Annotated in this window: 20 protein-coding genes; 16 read left to right on the top strand and 4 right to left on the bottom strand. The window is 33.3% G+C overall.

From position 1 onward, the window contains the following. Positions 1–19: 19 nt before the first annotated feature. From FG167_RS07980 to FG167_RS07945, 8 genes are all read left to right on the top strand, one after another. Positions 20–766: an electron transfer flavoprotein subunit beta/FixA family protein gene (locus FG167_RS07980; RefSeq protein WP_203460880.1), complete on the top strand. Its 747-nt coding sequence runs from the start codon at positions 20–22 to the stop codon at positions 764–766. Between the two features lie 103 nt (positions 767–869). After that, positions 870–1,829 carry an electron transfer flavoprotein subunit alpha/FixB family protein gene (locus FG167_RS07975; protein ID WP_203460879.1) on the top strand — a complete coding sequence of 320 codons (960 nt, stop codon included), beginning with the start codon at positions 870–872 and terminating at the stop codon, positions 1,827–1,829. 85 nt (positions 1,830–1,914) lie between these two features. Next, complete coding sequence (locus FG167_RS07970) at positions 1,915–2,529, top strand: bifunctional nuclease family protein (RefSeq protein ID WP_203460878.1); 615 nt, start codon at positions 1,915–1,917, stop codon at positions 2,527–2,529. Between the two features lie 103 nt (positions 2,530–2,632). Continuing rightward, entirely contained in the window at positions 2,633–4,339 is a 1,707-nt protein-coding gene (locus FG167_RS07965; protein WP_203460877.1) for a NupC/NupG family nucleoside CNT transporter, read from the top strand. 194 nt (positions 4,340–4,533) lie between these two features. Further along, positions 4,534–5,358 (top strand): thymidylate synthase, encoded by an 825-nt coding sequence (locus FG167_RS07960; RefSeq protein ID WP_203460876.1) that lies wholly within the window; start codon positions 4,534–4,536, stop codon positions 5,356–5,358. 15 nt (positions 5,359–5,373) lie between these two features. Next, positions 5,374–5,892 carry an energy transducer TonB gene (locus FG167_RS07955; protein ID WP_203460875.1) on the top strand — a complete coding sequence of 173 codons (519 nt, stop codon included), beginning with the start codon at positions 5,374–5,376 and terminating at the stop codon, positions 5,890–5,892. 542 nt (positions 5,893–6,434) lie between these two features. Further along, on the top strand, positions 6,435–6,755 hold the full coding sequence (locus FG167_RS07950; protein ID WP_203460874.1) for an energy transducer TonB: 321 nt from the start codon (positions 6,435–6,437) through the stop codon (positions 6,753–6,755). 8 nt (positions 6,756–6,763) lie between these two features. Beyond that, positions 6,764–7,180 carry a hypothetical protein gene (locus FG167_RS07945; RefSeq protein ID WP_203460873.1) on the top strand — a complete coding sequence of 139 codons (417 nt, stop codon included), beginning with the start codon at positions 6,764–6,766 and terminating at the stop codon, positions 7,178–7,180. 88 nt (positions 7,181–7,268) lie between these two features. Here FG167_RS07945 and FG167_RS07940 read toward each other — a convergent pair whose 3' ends face one another. After that, on the bottom strand, positions 7,269–7,565 hold the full coding sequence (locus tag FG167_RS07940; protein ID WP_203460872.1) for an isoamylase early set domain-containing protein: 297 nt from the start codon (positions 7,563–7,565) through the stop codon (positions 7,269–7,271). 252 nt (positions 7,566–7,817) lie between these two features. Between FG167_RS07940 and FG167_RS07935 the strand changes: the two genes are divergently transcribed. From FG167_RS07935 to lspA, 8 genes are all read left to right on the top strand, one after another. Next, positions 7,818–8,726, top strand: a complete 909-nt coding sequence (locus tag FG167_RS07935) for a dihydrofolate reductase (RefSeq protein WP_203460871.1) — start codon at positions 7,818–7,820, stop codon at positions 8,724–8,726. Next, the gene (locus FG167_RS07930; protein ID WP_203460870.1) at positions 8,726–9,214 is read left to right on the top strand and encodes a DUF5763 domain-containing protein; all 489 of its coding nucleotides are present in this window, start codon (positions 8,726–8,728) and stop codon (positions 9,212–9,214) included. The genes FG167_RS07935 and FG167_RS07930 overlap by 1 nt, the downstream gene beginning before the upstream one ends. A gap of 58 nt (positions 9,215–9,272) precedes the next feature. Next, complete coding sequence (locus FG167_RS07925) at positions 9,273–9,875, top strand: TetR/AcrR family transcriptional regulator (protein ID WP_203460869.1); 603 nt, start codon at positions 9,273–9,275, stop codon at positions 9,873–9,875. A 51-nt stretch (positions 9,876–9,926) separates the two neighbouring features. Continuing rightward, positions 9,927–10,727 carry a haloacid dehalogenase type II gene (locus FG167_RS07920; RefSeq protein ID WP_203460868.1) on the top strand — a complete coding sequence of 267 codons (801 nt, stop codon included), beginning with the start codon at positions 9,927–9,929 and terminating at the stop codon, positions 10,725–10,727. Between the two features lie 22 nt (positions 10,728–10,749). After that, entirely contained in the window at positions 10,750–11,484 is a 735-nt protein-coding gene (locus FG167_RS07915; RefSeq protein ID WP_203460867.1) for an SDR family oxidoreductase, read from the top strand. A 55-nt stretch (positions 11,485–11,539) separates the two neighbouring features. Then, complete coding sequence (locus FG167_RS07910) at positions 11,540–13,096, top strand: NAD(P)/FAD-dependent oxidoreductase (RefSeq protein ID WP_203460866.1); 1,557 nt, start codon at positions 11,540–11,542, stop codon at positions 13,094–13,096. Between the two features lie 214 nt (positions 13,097–13,310). After that, complete coding sequence (fabD, locus tag FG167_RS07905; RefSeq protein WP_203460865.1) at positions 13,311–14,204, top strand: ACP S-malonyltransferase; 894 nt, start codon at positions 13,311–13,313, stop codon at positions 14,202–14,204. Next, on the top strand, positions 14,204–14,683 hold the full coding sequence (lspA, locus tag FG167_RS07900; protein WP_203460864.1) for a signal peptidase II: 480 nt from the start codon (positions 14,204–14,206) through the stop codon (positions 14,681–14,683). Before fabD ends, lspA begins: the two co-directional genes overlap by 1 nt. Before the next feature lie 38 nt (positions 14,684–14,721). On the opposite strand, the gene FG167_RS07895 is transcribed toward lspA, so the two are convergent. The 3 genes from FG167_RS07895 to FG167_RS07885 form a co-directional block, all read right to left on the bottom strand. Beyond that, a complete protein-coding gene (locus FG167_RS07895; protein ID WP_203460863.1) occupies positions 14,722–14,913 on the bottom strand; it encodes a hypothetical protein in 192 nt (63 codons plus the stop codon). 162 nt (positions 14,914–15,075) lie between these two features. Further along, positions 15,076–16,095 carry a UDP-glucose 4-epimerase GalE gene (gene galE, locus FG167_RS07890; protein ID WP_203460862.1) on the bottom strand — a complete coding sequence of 340 codons (1,020 nt, stop codon included), beginning with the start codon at positions 16,093–16,095 and terminating at the stop codon, positions 15,076–15,078. Positions 16,096–16,196: 101 nt separating this feature from the next. Beyond that, complete coding sequence (locus FG167_RS07885; RefSeq protein ID WP_203461079.1) at positions 16,197–17,339, bottom strand: DegT/DnrJ/EryC1/StrS aminotransferase family protein; 1,143 nt, start codon at positions 17,337–17,339, stop codon at positions 16,197–16,199. Positions 17,340–17,511 lie beyond the last annotated feature (172 nt).

The raw sequence follows: 17,511 nt of genomic DNA, 5'->3' as shown, positions 1-17,511 counted from the left end.
TTAATTAAATTATATAATTATGAAAATTTTAGTGTGTATCAGTCACGTTCCTGACACGACATCAAAAATTAATTTTACAGAAGGAGACACAAAATTTGACACCAATGGTGTTCAATTTGTAATTAACCCAAATGATGAGTTTGGTTTAACTCGTGCCATGTGGTTTAAAGAAAAACAAGGTGCTAGTGTAACTGTTGTTAATGTTGGAGGTCCAGAAACAGAACCTACTTTACGTAAAGCTTTAGCTATTGGAGCAGATGAAGCAATTAGAGTAAACACAGAAGCTATAGATGGTTTTGCCGTTGCAAAACAATTATCGAAAGTAATAGAAGATGGAGGTTATGACTTAGTAATTGCTGGTCGTGAATCTATTGATTATAATGGAGGAATGGTTCCAGGAATGATAGCAGGTCTTACCAATGCAAATTTTGTAAATAACTGTATTAGCCTAGAAGTAGAAGGAACAAATGCAACTGCGATCAGAGAAATTGATGGTGGTAAAGAAACAGTTACTACATCCTTACCTTTAGTAATAGGAGGTCAGAAAGGATTAGTAGAAGAAAGCGATTTACGTATTCCAAACATGAGAGGAATCATGATGGCTCGTAAAAAACCTTTACAAGTTGTAGAACCTATTGCTACAGAAGCAGAAACTTCTTCTATTAAATTTGAAAAACCAGCTCCTAAAGGTGCTGTAACACTTGTTTCTCCAGATAATTTAGACGAATTGGTAAACTTACTTCATAACGAAGCAAAGGTAATTTAGTTGTAAACTAAATGTTTCCAAACTGGATTTGGGATCTTTAAAAGTTTACGAAATCATTAATGATATTTCTGCTTAGGTGGAAATAAAAAATAAAGAATATATTATGTCAGTTTTAGTATATACAGAATCAGAACAAGGAAAATTTAAAAAAGTAGCTTTAGAAGTAGCTTCTTACGCAAAAGCAGTTGCTAACCAATTAGGTACAACAGTAACAGCAGTAACCATTAATGCTAGTGATGCAAGTATTTTAGGAAACTATGGTGTGGACAAAGTATTAAATGTTACTAATGAACAGCTAGACGCTTTTAATGCAAAAGCGTATGCAGATGTTATTAAACAAGCAGCTGAAAAAGAAGATGCTAAAGTTGTTATTGTAAGCTCTAGTGCAGACAGTAAATATTTAGCACCCTTATTAGCCGTTGGCTTACACGCAGGATATGCTACTAATGTTATTGAAGCACCATCAAGTACTTCTCCTTTTACAGTAAAACGTACCGCTTTCACCAATAAAGCATTTAATATAACCACTATTAATACCGATGTAAAATTAGTGGCAGTATCTAATAATTCTTTCGGATTAGTAGAAAATTCAGGAAGCGCTTCCGCGGAAGACTTTGCTCCTGCTATTCCAGAATTTGGAGTACATGTACAATCTGTAGACAAAGCAAGTGATAAAGTTAGTATTGCAGATGCCGAAATAGTAGTTTCTGCTGGTCGTGGATTAAAAGGTCCTGAAAACTGGGGAATGATAGAAGAATTAGCAGATGTACTTGGTGCAGCTACTGCTTGTTCTAAACCCGTAAGTGACTTAGGATGGCGACCACATAGCGAACACGTAGGGCAAACAGGAAAGCCTGTTGCAGCAAACTTATACATAGCAATTGGTATTTCTGGTGCAATACAGCACTTAGCAGGAATTAATGCTAGTAAGGTAAAAGTAGTAATAAACACAGACCCTGAAGCTCCTTTTTTTAAAGCTGCAGATTATGGTGTTGTAGGCGATGCTTTTGAAGTTGTTCCTGCTTTAATCGAAAAATTAAAAGCCTTTAAGGCGCAACAATAAATATTTTTTTATAAATTGTATTGTTAAAAAGGACTGTTTAAATTTTGTTTTGTCCTAATTTAAACAGTCTTTTGCGTTTTAAATTATGAGCTTAGTCAAGTTAAACATAAAAGGTATTTCGTATAGCCAAACTCAAAATGGCGCTTATGCCTTGATTTTAAATGAAGTGGATGGAGATAGAAAACTCCCAATAGTTATTGGTGCTTTCGAGGCTCAATCTATTGCTATTGCTTTAGAAAAAGAAATTCGTCCGCCAAGACCACTCACCCACGATTTATTCAAAAATTTTGCAGATCGATTTGATATTGTTGTAAAACAAGTAATCATTCATAAACTAGTAGATGGGGTTTTCTATTCTAGTTTAATTTGCGAACGCGATAAAATTGAAGAAATTATTGACGCTAGAACCAGTGATGCTATTGCCTTAGCTTTACGTTTTCAAGCACCAATTTTTACCTATAAAAATATTTTGGACAAAGCAGGGATTTATTTAAAAGTAAATCCGGAAAAAGAAGACGAAAACCTAGGAGACGATATTCTTTTAGATGCTTTAGTTACGGAAGAATTAGAAACAGAATCACCAAACAACACCTTTGCTAGTAAAACTATTGAAGAATTACACAATATGTTAGAGGAAGCAGTTGCTAATGAAGATTATGAAAAAGCAGCGCATATAAGAGATGAGATCTCTAAACGATAACCAAACACCACCAAATGAAACGAGCATGCTAAAAAGTTTTTCATCCAAGAAAATCATTAATAGCGAACAGCATGTGACGAATAAAAAAAATAAAAATAAGCACATGAAAAATTTTGTATTAGCTATTGTAGCTGTTTTTTTTGGATTTTCTACAACTGTTGCACAAGACCTAGAAAAAAAATGGATAGCAAATAACCAGAACAATAGTTTTGAAACCTTAGAACTACATCAAGGTGAATTTAATACTACAAATGCTTCCGGTGATTACATACATCAAAACAACTTATTGGTTTTTTACTACAACCAACCAAACGATACCATAAGACGGTACAAAATTAAAGAACACACAGATTCTACTTTAGTTTTTTCAGAAAAAAATACAGAATTTCATTTTACAGCATTCAAAGAAAAAGAAGTTGCTGGGGTTATAAATACTACAGATTCAAACAACACCATTATAGACAGTCAAGGGTTTTCTCTACAAAGTTTATGGAGAGGAATCTTAGGTATGGTTTCCCTATTAGTTTTAGCATTTTTATTCAGTAAAAACAGAAAAGGTATCAACTGGAAAACTGTTGGAATTGGTTTAGTATTTCAACTAATAATTGCAGTAGGCGTACTAAAAGTAGACTTTATAAAATCAGTCTTTGAAGTCGTGGGAAAAGGATTCATTTCCATTCTTGGCTTTACACAAGCTGGTAGCGAATTTCTATTTGGAGGCATGCTAGACATTACTTCTTTCGGGTTTATTTTCGCATTTCAAGTATTACCAACAATCATATTCTTTTCCGCACTTACTTCTGTGCTTTTCTACTTAGGTATCATTCAAAAAGTAGTAAAAGGAATGGGTTTATTACTTACTAAAGTTCTTGGTATCTCTGGAGCAGAAAGCTTAAGTGTAGCTGGAAATATTTTTCTGGGACAAACAGAAGCTCCTTTATTAATCAAGGCATATCTAGAAAAAATGAACAAATCAGAAATGCTTCTGGTTATGATTGGTGGAATGGCAACAGTAGCAGGAGCTGTTCTTGCTGCTTATATTGGCTTTTTAGGAGGTGATGATGAATTACTACAATTATTTTATGCGAAACATTTATTAGCTGCATCTGTAATGGCTGCTCCTGGAGCCATAGTAATATCAAAAATTCTTTATCCACAAACCGAAGAAATAAACACCGATGTACACGTTTCTTCAGAAAAAATAGGTTCTAACTTTTTAGATGCTATTGCAAATGGGACAACTGAAGGTTTAAAACTTGCTGTAAATGTTGGTGCTATGCTTTTAGTATTTGTTGCATTTATTGCAATGATAAATGGAATTCTAGGAGGAATGGCTGGTTTTGACGGATTTACAATAGAAGCTTTAAATATCAATTGGCATTTCACTTCTTTAAATGATATCATTGCCAATAACACACCATATCAAAGTCTTTCGCTAGAGTTTATTCTTGGTTACCTCTTTGCCCCTTTAATGTGGTTAATTGGTGTTGCTACAGAAGACATGGCCTTAATGGGACAACTTTTAGGAATCAAACTTGCCGCAAGTGAATTTGTAGGGTACATACAACTAGCAGATTTAAAAAATGCTGCAAATGCAACACACTTAACTTATAACAAGTCCATAATCATGGCAACCTATATGCTATGTGGTTTTGCAAACTTTGCTTCTATTGGTATTCAAATTGGAGGTATTGGTTCTCTTGCACCAGGACAACGTAAAACATTATCCGAATTTGGTATAAAAGCCTTAATTGGTGGTACTATTGCATCACTAATGTCGGCAACTATTGCTGGTATGATAATTGGTTAATAGCGAATCGTCACAGATAAATTATTAATTTCTGTTCGCGAAAATCGTTAATAACTTTATAATAATATAGTAAAGCATCAAGCATCAAATCTTGGTGCTTTTTTTTATTTTAGCTTTTAGTGTCGTGCTGTATTTATTTTCAGCATCTTCCGTATAATTAAAAAGAGATTTCCGCTTTCGCGGAAAAAGTAAACATGAAACAATATTTAGACCTAGTACAACACGTTTTAGACAACGGAAACCAAAAAGGAGATAGAACAGGAACAGGAACAAAAAGTGTTTTTGGTCACCAAATGCGTTTTGATTTAAGTGAAGGTTTCCCAATGGTAACCACTAAAAAATTACACTTAAAATCTATTATTTACGAATTGCTTTGGTTTTTAAAAGGAGATACAAACATTAATTACCTTACCGAAAACGGCGTAAAAATATGGAATAGTTGGGCAGACGAAAATGGCGACTTAGGCCCTGTTTATGGACACCAATGGCGAAACTGGAATGATGATGAAATTGATCAAATAAAAGAAGTAATTCACGCTTTAAAAACCAATCCGAATAGTAGAAGAATGTTAGTTTCTGCCTGGAATCCTTCGGTTTTACCAGATACTTCAAAATCTTTTAGCCAGAATGTTGCTAATGGTAAAGCAGCGCTTCCTCCTTGTCACGCTTTCTTTCAGTTTTATGTAGCTGACGGCAAATTATCTTGCCAACTATACCAACGTAGTGCAGATATCTTTTTAGGTGTACCGTTTAACATTGCATCTTATGCATTGTTTACCATGATGATGGCTCAAGTTTGTGGTTACCAAGCAGGAGATTTTATCCACACTTTTGGGGATGCACATATTTATAGCAACCATATCGAGCAATTAGAATTACAATTATCTCGCGAAACGAGAGCACTTCCTAAAATGAAAATCAATCCAGATGTAAAAGATATTTTCGACTTTACTTTTGATGATTTCACACTAGAAGATTACAATCCGCATCCACATATTAAAGGAGCAGTTGCTGTTTAATTTTTAAAAAACCAAATGAAATATTTATACCTTTTTGTATGCTTTCTATTTACTGTACCCTCTTTTTCTCAAGACCATCTTAAAACGATAAATAAAGTCACAGAAGATACTGCCGAAGTTTCTTTTTCTATAATTGAAAAAGTACCCGTTTACTCTGGTTGTGATGAAAACATGGGAAATCAAGCACTTAAACAATGTATGGGTTCTCAAATAGCGACTTTTGTTGGTAAAAACTTTAACACAAAACTAGTAAAATCACTAAACCTTCCTGCCGGAAAGCATAGAATTAGTGTGCAATTTAAAGTAGATAAAGAAGGTAATATCGTAGGTGTTAGAGCAAGAGCTCCACATCCAGTATTAGAAAAAGAAGCCATTCGTGTAGTTCGACTAATTCCTAAAATGGATAAACCAGGAATTCAAAAAGGAAAACCAGTTATTGTACCTTATGGATTCCCTATAAGCTTTACAGTAGAAGCACCTAAACCTTTATCTAAAAAGGAATTACGAAAATTAAAAAAGAAAAACAAATCTTAAAACTATTAATAAAAAACATATTCCTAGTTATTGTCTGTTTTAGTGGTTTATTACTATTATCTCAAGAGGAAGAAATTGATTTTAAGAATTGTAACACCAATGAAACTGACAAAAACTGTTTTAAAGAAAACTTATACAACTACTTACTGCAAAATCTGGATTTAGAAACGTTAGAAGCTGCTTCAAAAGAAACAAAAACAGACACTTTATATATTTCATCAAGAATAAATTTTAATCAAGAAGGAAAGGTTTTAATTAATCGCTCACAAATTTCATCAAGTAATAAAATAATACAAGATAAATTATCCCCATTAATTAATGATTTCCCAAGTGTAAAAGTAGTAGTCGATTTTAACGCTCACGATTTAAACATTAGTAAATATGAAATTTTTTACTTTCTATTAAATAAAGAAACCCGAATATTAACACAGCTAAAAGATGTTAACTATGAGGATTTTCAATTTAGAAACTCTGGTTCATTTCAATCACCTGTATACAAAGGTTGTAACAAAAAAGATGGTAACATAGAGTTAAAAAAATGTATGAGCATAAAAATTGCCAAACATGTTAGTGAAAATTTTAATAAAAAATTAGCTCGAACTATAGGTTTAGAAGGAAAAGTAAAAATTTTAGTCCAATTCATAGTAGATAAAGAAGGAAAGATTTTTGGTGTAAAAACGAGATCATCTTATGCTATTTTATCCAATGAAGCTAAACGAGTAATTGAAGAAATTCCCGATTTAGAAAGTCCGGGATATCTGGATGGAAAACCCATTCTTATCCCTTATGGTTTTCCTATAAGTTTTGAAATAGAAAACTCAAAAAAAGAGCGTAAACGACTTAAAAACAAAAATAAATCTTAAAATTATTCATGAATAACACTTTCTTTCTTATAGCCTTCTTTTTAGGTTTATCCCCTTTTTCTCAAACAGAAAAAATCAATAAAATAGACAGCTATCCTATATACAGAAGTTGTAGTGAAAAGTTAGATTATCAAGGCACAAAAATTTGTACTAAGGAAAAAATAATAGACTTTATTAAACTTAGTTTTAATTATGAATTAGCAGACAAGCTCTTTCCGCTAGACAAGTCGACACAGTTTTTAGTAGAATTTACCATTGATGAAAAAGGAAAGACTAAAAACATTACCGCTAAAGCACATAAAAAAGAAATTGCTGCCGAAGCGATTAAGCTTGTAAAACGGCTTCCAAAAATGAAAAAGCCTGGTTATTTAAATGGCAAGCCTGTAGAAGTTCCATTTCGAATTTTAATGACTATTTATTTTTAATAACTTCCCTTTTTCATAAAAGACATAAAACAAAAAAAGGTGTATTCTAATTAAAGAATACACCTTTTTTTGTTTTACTAGTCGCGTATTACAAATTTATCACACTATTGTCTGAAGCTGCAAACTCATTCCAAACAAAAGCATCTGCTTGTTCCTCGTTTTGCCATTGCCCGTCAACAACATATTTAAATTCGTAAGAATTGCCACTTTCTAAGTTAACTGTTCCTTTAAATGTTCCGTTTTTTAATTTTTGTAAAGGTTCTGCTTTTGCATCCCAATTGTTCCAATTCCCTACTACTAAAACTTCTTTTGCTTCTTTAGCAGGAACTGTAAATGTTACTTTACAAACTGGCTTACTTTTTAAAAATTGTTTCTTAATTGCCATAATATTATTGATTTAAGCTAGTTCAAATTAAATAAGAAAGTTAGAGGTATCAAAAAAATAAATACCTAATTTTGAATTATTATTTTATTATTATAAATCCCATAGTAAAAGTATTGATTCACTATAAAACAGATTCATAAATAAAGAATACAATAATTACAAAAACAACATAAAACACTGAAAACCAAACTATATCGTTTTAGTGAAAGACAAAAAGGAATTCAGTAACTTTACATAAGAAACCTATTAAATATGTTCGGTAAAAAGAAAAATAAACCACAAATAGACCAAGAGCAATTACAACTTATACAAAATGCACAACGTAGAATAAAACAGAAAAAACGTTTTTATTCTCATGCTATCGTATTTGCAATTTTTGGTTTAATACTATATACTTTTAATGTTGGATTACAATTAGCAGATGAGTTTACCATAGCAACACTTCCTTGGTCGGTAGTAATAATTGCTATTTGGTTTGTGCTATTATTCTGGCATTTTTTAAATGTGTTTTTGTTTCAAACCTTTATGGGAAAAGATTGGGAGCAAAAACAACTAGAAAAACTAGTCGCAAAGCAACAAGCTAGAATTGAAAAGTTAAAAACGAATCTAAAAAAGGAGGCGCCTCATATTGCAAAAACAGAAGTGTACAACGAAGAAGTTTCTGCAAAAAAACAAACCTTAACCATTATTGTTGCTGCTGGAGAAAACGATGCTATTGGTAAAGACAATAAACTTATCTGGCATTTACGTGATGATTTAGTACGCTTTAAAGCATTAACCTCTGGTCATCATATCATCATGGGAAGAAAAACATTTGAAAGTTTCCCAAAACCATTACCAAACAGAACACATGTGGTTATTTCGAGACAAGAAAACTACCAAGTTCCTGAAGGAGTAATTGTGGTAAATTCTCTAGAAAAAGCGATTGCAATTGCTAAAAACGATATACAACCTTTTATTATTGGTGGTGGCGAAATTTATAAACAAGCCATGCCTTTAGCAGATAAGATTGAAATTACTCGTGTGCATGAAGAGTTTGAAGCAGATACCTTTTTTCCAAAAATAGATACTTCTATCTGGAAAAAAACCAACGATAAATACCATCAAAAAGATGAAAATCATAAATTTGATTTTTCATTTTTGACTTATTTACGCAAATAATGATTACTACAAACTGTAAATTAAAACACAGTATAATTGTGTTAATTCTATTTATGGTTTTTACCAAAATCAACGCGCAAGCACTTTACAAAACACCATCTGGTAAAAAGTATCATTTAAGCAGTTGCAGAATGGTCGAAAATGTTTCTAAGAAACTTTCAGATATAGATATATCTAAATATGGTTTAACTCCTTGCAAAATTTGCAAACCACCTATTCAAACAAATATCACAAATAGTTTCTCGAATACCAATAAAGCGGTTGGGACATCTAAAACAGTGCAATGCAAAGGAAAAACTAAAAAAGGCACTAGGTGTAAACATAAAACAAGTTTGGCTAACGGTTATTGCTATCAACATACAAGTCAAAATAGTAATTCCTATAATACCACAAATCAAACTACAAGTTCCACCTGTGGTGCAAGAACAAAATCTGGAGGTTTCTGTAAACGAAAAGTAAAAAATGGAGCTCGATGTTATCAACATTAGCTCCATTATTGTTAAATAAAAACATACCAACTAGTATTTTTTCACATATCTTTGTAGCATGCAACAAGATTTAAAATCAGAAATCACGAAACAAACCATTCTAAACGAATCGTTTAAACTGTTTTATGAAAATGGTTTTAAAACGACGAGTGTAGATAAAATAATGAAGGCTACTAAACTCACTAAAGGTGCATTTTATCATCATTACAAAAACAAAAAGGAATTAGGCCTTGCTGTAATTAGCTTAAAACTGGAAAAAAGAGTTTGTGAAGGAATGATTCTTCCATTATACAAATCAGGCAATACCTTAGAAATTTTAGAAGCCACTTTTTTAGAACGCTTAAAATCTTTTCCTATATACGATAAGCAACATGGTTGCCCAATGAATAACTTTATTAACGAGATTGGCGATCTTGAAATTGCCTATCAAATAGCATTGCGAAATATTATTGAAGATTGGAAGGCAGCTTTAACCCTTTTAATAGAAAGAGGAAAAAGCGAAAACACAATAAACAAAAACATTTCTAGTAAAGCAGTTGCTGTATATCTTATTAGTGCTTTTGAAGGCATTCGAGGTATTAGAAAACTATATGATAATGATGACATTCTAGAGGAATATATTGCAGGCCTTTCGCTATACTTAAAACAACTTAAAGCTTAGTTTTTTTTTAAGCTAAAACATACTACTTGGTATGTTTATAAATAATAACACATGACAAAAGAAAGAAACAACAGAAGAGATTTTATTAAGAAAACAGCAATGATAGGTTTGACCGCGCCTCATTTAGCATTTAGCTCTTCCTTAGAACAACCCACTAAAACAGAAAATATGAACACTAGACCAAAAGTATTATTTTTTGACGTAAATGAAACATTACTAGATCTTACCGCAATGAAAGAAAGTGTTGGTAAAGCGCTAGGAAACAGAAGTGATTTATTACCATTATGGTTTACAACCATGTTACAATATTCGTTAGTTACTACAGTAGGAAGAAAATATAACGATTTCGGAATTATAGGTGCAGCTGCATTACAAATGGTAGCTTCTAACTACGGAATCACCATATCTGAAACAGATGCAAGAGAAGCTATTTTAGGTCCTATTAGATCTTTACCTGCACATCCAGAAGTAAAAGCTGCGCTTCAAAAATTAAGAGACGCTGGATATAAACTAGTATCTTTTACTAACTCTTCTAACAAAGGCGTGCAAACCCAATTTGAAAATGCCGGATTAATCGAGTTTTTTGATGCACGTTTAAGTATCGAAGATATAGGGAAATTCAAACCTCATACTGATGCTTACGATTGGGCTGCCAGAAAGATGGGAGTTTCATCCAACGAATGTTTATTAGTTGCAGCTCATGGTTGGGATATTACAGGTGCGCTTTGGGCAAATTGGAGAGGTGCTTTTGTTAGCAGACCAGGAGCACAAATGTATCCTTTAGCAGAAAAACCAGAAATAGTTGCATCCAATTTAACCGAGATTGCCGATCAACTAATTGCTTTAAAATAAGTAAAACTCAAACCATACACACATGAAACTAGAAAATAAAGTAATTATAGTAACTGGTTCTTCTAAAGGAATTGGTAGAGAAATAGCTACGCTTTTGGCTAAAAACGGAGCAAAAATAATTGTAAACCATTCCAATAGTCAAGAGGAAGCCAACGCCACTTTAAACACGATTGAAACACAAGGCGGAACTGCTATTGTTGTAAAAGCAGATGTAAGTAAAAAAGACGAAGTTACTGCCTTATTTGACCAAGCTATCGCTGCTTTTGGAAAAGTAGATGTATTAATAAACAATGCTGGTATTATGATTTCGAAAGAATTAAAAGATAATACGGAAGCCGATTTCACTAAACAATTTAATGTAAACGTAAAAGGTGTTTTTAACACACTACAAGAAGCTAGCAGTAAATTAGCAGATAACGGAAACATTATCAATATATCCTCAAGTACTGTAAAATTAATGTTTCCTACTTACGCACTATATTCCGCAACAAAAGCTGCAGTAGAACAAATGACACGCGTATTCTCAAAAGAAATTGGAAGAGGAATCTCTGTAAATGCATTGGCTCCTGGAGCAACAGAAACCGAATTGTTTTTAAATGGAAAATCCCAAGAATTTATAGATAAACTAAGCAGTATGAATGCTTTCAACCGACTTGCCAAACCAATAGATATTGCAAAAGTGGCTTTATTTTTAGCTAGTGACGATTCCAAATGGATTTCAGGACAAGTAATTGGAGCTAATGGTGCGTTAGTATAATTCGAAACTCATAAAATCTTTAATCCGCTATCGCAATTTTTCATAAATTCGCAATATGATTAAAGACATCCAACTTCGTGTTTCCTTAAAGGAAGAAGAAATACCAAATATCCTATTAAAGAAAGCTTCCAAAAACTTAGGCATTCCTTATGGCGATATTTCAGGAATTAAAGTATTACGTAAATCCATTGATGCACGTAAAGCTAAAATCATCTTTAATTATAAAGTTGCTGTTTTTATAAACGAGCCTGTTCCGCAAACTTCCGATTACACCTTTGAATACAAAGATGTTTCTAATGCAAAACCGATTCATATTATTGGTTTTGGTCCTGCAGGAATGTATGCTGCACTGCGTTGTATCGAGCTAGGTTTTAAGCCTATTGTTTTAGAACGCGGAAAAAATGTGCAAGACAGACGTCGGGATTTAAAAGCCATCAATCAAGATCATTTTGTAAACGAAGATTCTAATTATTGCTTTGGTGAAGGTGGTGCAGGAACCTATAGCGACGGTAAATTATACACACGTAGTTTAAAGCGTGGTGATGTGCGTCGTATTTTTGAAAACCTTGTATTTCACGGAGCAACAGATCAAATTTTGGTAGATGCCCATCCACATATTGGAACCAATAAATTACCAAAAGTGGTTTCTAATATTAGAGAAACCATTTTAAAATTTGGTGGCGAAATTCATTTTGAATCTCGTGTCACCGATTTTGTCATCAAAAACAATGCGATTCAAGCATTACAATTGCAAAATGGTACAGAGCTAACGGCAAATCGGGTTATTTTGGCTACTGGTCATTCTGCTCGTGATATTTATTATTTACTACATAAAAAAAAGATTGCGCTACAAGCAAAATCTTTTGCAATGGGAGTTCGTGTAGAGCACCCACAACATATTATAGATGCTATTCAATACCATTGTGATGGGAATCGTAGCGAACTACTTCCTGCTGCTGCATACAGTTTAGTGCACCAAGTTAACGATCGAGGCGTGTACTCTTTTTGCATGTGTCCTGGTGGTTTTATTGTTCCTGCTGCTACTGCAAATGGTGAAGTAGTTGTAAATGGGATGTCCCCTTCTAAACGAAATAACGAATTCGCAAATTCTGGTATTGTTGTTGAAATTAATGTCGATAAAGATTTAGCTAAATATGAAAAATTTGGCGTTTTAAAAGGATTAGAATATCAAAAGGATTTTGAAAAACTAGCATTTAATGCTGGCGGAAGAAGTCAGACTGCACCAGCACAACGACTAACCGATTTTGTAGATGGTAATTTATCCTCTAGCTTAAATCCTACCTCATACCAACCAGGATTACAATCGGCACCACTACATTCTTTATTTCCTAAATTTATAGGAAGCAGATTACGTCAAGGTTTTAAAGCTTTCGGTTCTAAAATGAGAGGTTTTCACACCGAAGAAGCCAATATAATTGGTGTAGAATCTAGAACATCTTCTCCTGTAAATATTCCAAGAAATGAAAATTTAGAACATCCAGAAATTATCGGACTTTTCCCTTGTGGTGAAGGTGGTGGTTATGCTGGCGGAATTATTAGTGCTGCCATGGATGGGGAACGTTGTGCAGAATCTGCAATTGTTGGGTTATAAAAAATAGGATAGAGGTTTATTGCTAACAGCATTTAAAATGTTGAGAAATCTCATTTAAACATTTATTTTTTTGATTTTTTTTTAAGAATAATTAAGACGACTGGCTGTTTATTATCAAAAGAAACAAGTCTATATTCTTGATTCTTTAGGCGAAGCGATCTTTTCTCTTTATAAATATTTTATTACTATTTTTGCAACTCAAAATTTAAAACAAATGAAAGCATATATATTTCCAGGTCAAGGCGCACAATTCTCAGGAATGGGTTTAGACTTATACGAAAAATCACCTGAAGCACAACATTTATTTGAAGATGCTAATGCCATTTTAGGATTCAACATTACAGACATTATGTTTGAAGGTACTGCGGAAGCTTTAAAAGAAACCAAAGTAACACAACCTGCTATCTTTTTACACTCTGTAATTTTAGCAAAAACTTTAGGAGATCGTTTTACACCGGATATGGTTGCGGGTCATTCTTTAGGTGAATTTTCTGCATTAGTTGCAAATGGTGCTTTAACTTTTGAAGATGGTTTACGTTTAGTTTCTCAACGTGCTTTGGCAATGCAAAAAGCATGTGAACTACAACCAAGTACCATGGCTGCTGTTTTAGGTCTAGAAGATAAAATTGTTGAAGATATTTGTGCACAAACCGAAGGAATTGTAGTTGCTGCAAATTATAACTGTCCGGGGCAATTAGTAATCTCTGGTGAAATTGATGCAATTAATCGTGCCTGTGAAGCGATGAAAGAAGCTGGAGCAAGACGTGCTTTAGTACTTCCTGTTGGTGGTGCTTTTCACTCGCCAATGATGGAACCAGCTAGAGAAGAGTTAGCTGCTGCTATAGAAAACACTCTGTTTAGCAAACCTAATTGTCCGATTTATCAAAATGTTACTGCAAGTGCGGTTTTAGATGAAGCAGAAATAAAAAAGAACTTAATCTCACAACTTACTGCTCCTGTACGTTGGACGCAATCTGTACAACAAATGATTGCAGATGGTGCCACTTTATTTACAGAAGTTGGACCAGGAAAAGTTTTACAAGGCTTGGTTAAAAAAATAAATAGAGAAGCTCAAACAGCTACTGCAACTATAGAAACGGAAGTATAATGAAACGTTCCTTATTTATCTCGTTTGTAATTATTTTCAATATTGTTATTGATCAGGTTTCTAAAATTTGGACACGTGCCTATGTTGTTCCTGGTAGTAAGTCAGAAATTATTGGAGACTACTTGACCTTACATAATGTAGAGAATTCCGGAGCCTTTCTAGGTATGGGAAGTGATTTAAGTCCGACCATGCGCGTCCTGTTTTTACTTATTGTTCCTGTTGCGGTAATGGCCTATGTTTTATTTCTAGTTTTTAAAAACAAAGACTTAGACACCTTTTCATTAATAGGTTTTTGCTGTATTTTAGGTGGCGGAATGGCTAATATTTACGACCGTTTTATGTATGGTTCTGTAACCGATATGTTTTACATAAACCTTGGCGGTGTTTTTAGAACTGGAATTTTTAACGTTGCAGATATGTCTGTAATGGTAGGATTAGGATTGCTTATTCTTGGCAATTTTAAAAAGAAAGAAGCATAAAAAAAAGCCTCGAAATAATTTCGAGGCTTTTTTTTTTATTATTTACTTAGTACACAATCTTCACAGTCTTTTACTTTTCCATAATAGGTTTCTCTGTATTTGTGTAGTGTTTTAATAGGAATACCAAGTACTTGTTTTTTAATATACGTTACTTTGGCATTAACACGTCCCATGTTGGGTGCGAATCTGTTTTCTTGTCTTGTCTGACGTTTTACTGTAATCCATTTCATTGTTTTCTCATTTTCATTAGCTACAAAGAAAACAAGAATATAAACCAATCCCCAATTAAGAACATTAAAATATTGTTAATCAACATATTAATAGGAATTACATAAGTCCGTTTAGAATATGTTGCGCATTTGATAATGAGACACCAAATACCTAATCATATACTAAAGGGAATTTAGGCTATTTTGCCATTTCCAAGCAGATAGTACCGCATCTTCTAAACTGTATTGTGCTTTCCAACCTAAAACCTCATTTGCTTTTGAGGTATCTGCGTAAGCAGAAATAACATCACCAGGACGTCTATTTACTATTTTATAGTTGAGTTTATTATTTGCTACTTTTTCAAAAGCTTGAATAACCTCTAAAACAGAACTCCCAGTTCCAGTACCTAGATTAAACGTTTCATTATTAGATGTATTTTTATTTTCTAATAATCTTTTTAAAGCAATAACATGTGCTTTTGCAACATCTACCACATGAATATAATCTCTTATGCAGGTTCCATCTGTTGTTGGATAATCGTCACCATAAACAGAGAGTTGCTCGCGAATTCCTGCACCTGTTTGCATGATGTACGGGATTAAATTTTGTGGCACACCAATTGGTAATTCTCCAATTTTAGTACTTTCATGCGCTCCTATCGGATTAAAATACCGTAAGGATATAGCTTGTATGTTACTATTTACCTTACACGTATCTTGTATGATTTCTTCGCCAATTTGTTTGGTATTTCCGTAAGGAGATTCTGCAAATTGTATGGGTGCATTTTCTGTTATCGGCATGGTTTTGGCTTGACCATATACTGTACACGAGGAACTAAAAATAAAATTAGCTGTTGGTAGTTTCTCTAATTCTTGTAACACATAAACCAATGTATTGATATTGTTTTCATAATACATTAAAGGATTTTGCACACTCTCACCTACTGCTTTACTAGCCGCAAAATGGATGACTCCATGAATATCTTGATGTTGCTTAAAGAATTTTTGAACTTTCGCTTTGTCTTTTAAATCTAGCTTTTCAAAAACTGGCGTTATTCCTGTAATGGAAACAATACCTTGTAAAACCTCTAAAGAGGAATTAGATAGGTTATCTATAATCACCACTTGGTATCCTTCTTTTTGAAGTTCTACAACCGTGTGCGAACCTATAAAACCTAAACCTCCTGTGACTAATACTTTCATTGGCTAATGTGTGCGTTAAGGATGGAAGCGGTATCCTTTTTTTGCTTGCCTATATGGCAAAAAAAGATTTAAGTGTACAGCCTGACCCTTGCGGTAACGCTCTAATTATTTGTTATAAACTCTTTAATCTTATCGGTGATAAACTGTATTTGCTCATCGTCTAACTCGGTGTGCATTGGTAAAGAAATGACTTCTTTTACCAATTGGTTAGTAACCGGAAAATCTGCTTCGTTATATCTGGTATCTTGATACGCTTTTTGGTTGTGTAACGGAATTGGATAGTACACACCACATGGAATATCATGGCTATTTAAAAACTTTACTAAGCCATCTCTATCTACATTATTTAGCTTTAACGTGTATTGATGAAAAACGTGACAATCACAATCTTCGCAAATTGCACCACATGTTTTAGAAACCTGCGGTGTTGTAATACTAGCGATCCCTTCTAGAGCTTTACTGTATTTTCTTGCGGCAGATTGTCTCGCCTTATTATACGTATCTAAATGTGGTAATTTAGCATTTAACACAGCTGCTTGAATAGAATCTAACCTTGAATTCACTCCCACGACATCATGATGATAACGTTCGTACATGCCGTGATTTACAATTCCTCTAATGGTATGTGCCAAAGCATCATCATTAGTAAAAATTGCTCCTCCATCACCATAACCGCCTAAGTTCTTGGAAGGAAAAAAGGAAGTAGAAGCAATATGCCCCATAGTTCCTGCTTTAGCCTTTTTGCCATCACTATAGGTATATGTAGCACCAATTGCTTGTGCATTATCTTCTATAACGTATAAATTATGTTCTTCGGCAAGTTTCATGATTGCTTCCATATTGGCACATTGTCCAAATAAATGCACAGGAACTATCGCTTTTGTTTTTGGTGTTATTGCTTTTTTAATCGCATCTACACTAATATTAAAGTCGTTTGGATCTACATCTACTAAAACTGGAGTTAATTGCAATAATGCGATTACTTCAACAGTTGCAGCGAATGTAAAGTCGGCTGTAATAACTTCATCTCCTGGTTTTAAACCTAAACCCATCATTGCTATTTGCAATGCATCTGTACCATTGGCACAAGGGATAACGTGTTTTACACCTAAATATTCTTCTAAGTTTTTCTGAAATTCATGAACTTTTGGTCCATTAATAAATGATGCGTTATCTATTATTTCTTGAATAGTTGGATTAACTATATCTTTTATACCTGCATATTGACCTTTAAGGTCAACCATTTGAATTTTTTTCACCTTCTTAAATTTTGAAACCTAAACATAACATTTAGGGGCATTATATCTCACGAATTTACAAAAAACCATACTGTTTAACAATGAAGATTACTGAATAATAAATAATTTATTAAATACTAGATATGTATATAATTTAAAAGAAATGTATTTTAGCAAT

The sequence above is a fragment of the Lacinutrix sp. WUR7 genome, assembly GCF_016864015.1.
Lineage (GTDB): Bacteria > Bacteroidota > Bacteroidia > Flavobacteriales > Flavobacteriaceae > Oceanihabitans.
This window is presented reverse-complemented; position numbering and strand designations above follow the sequence as displayed.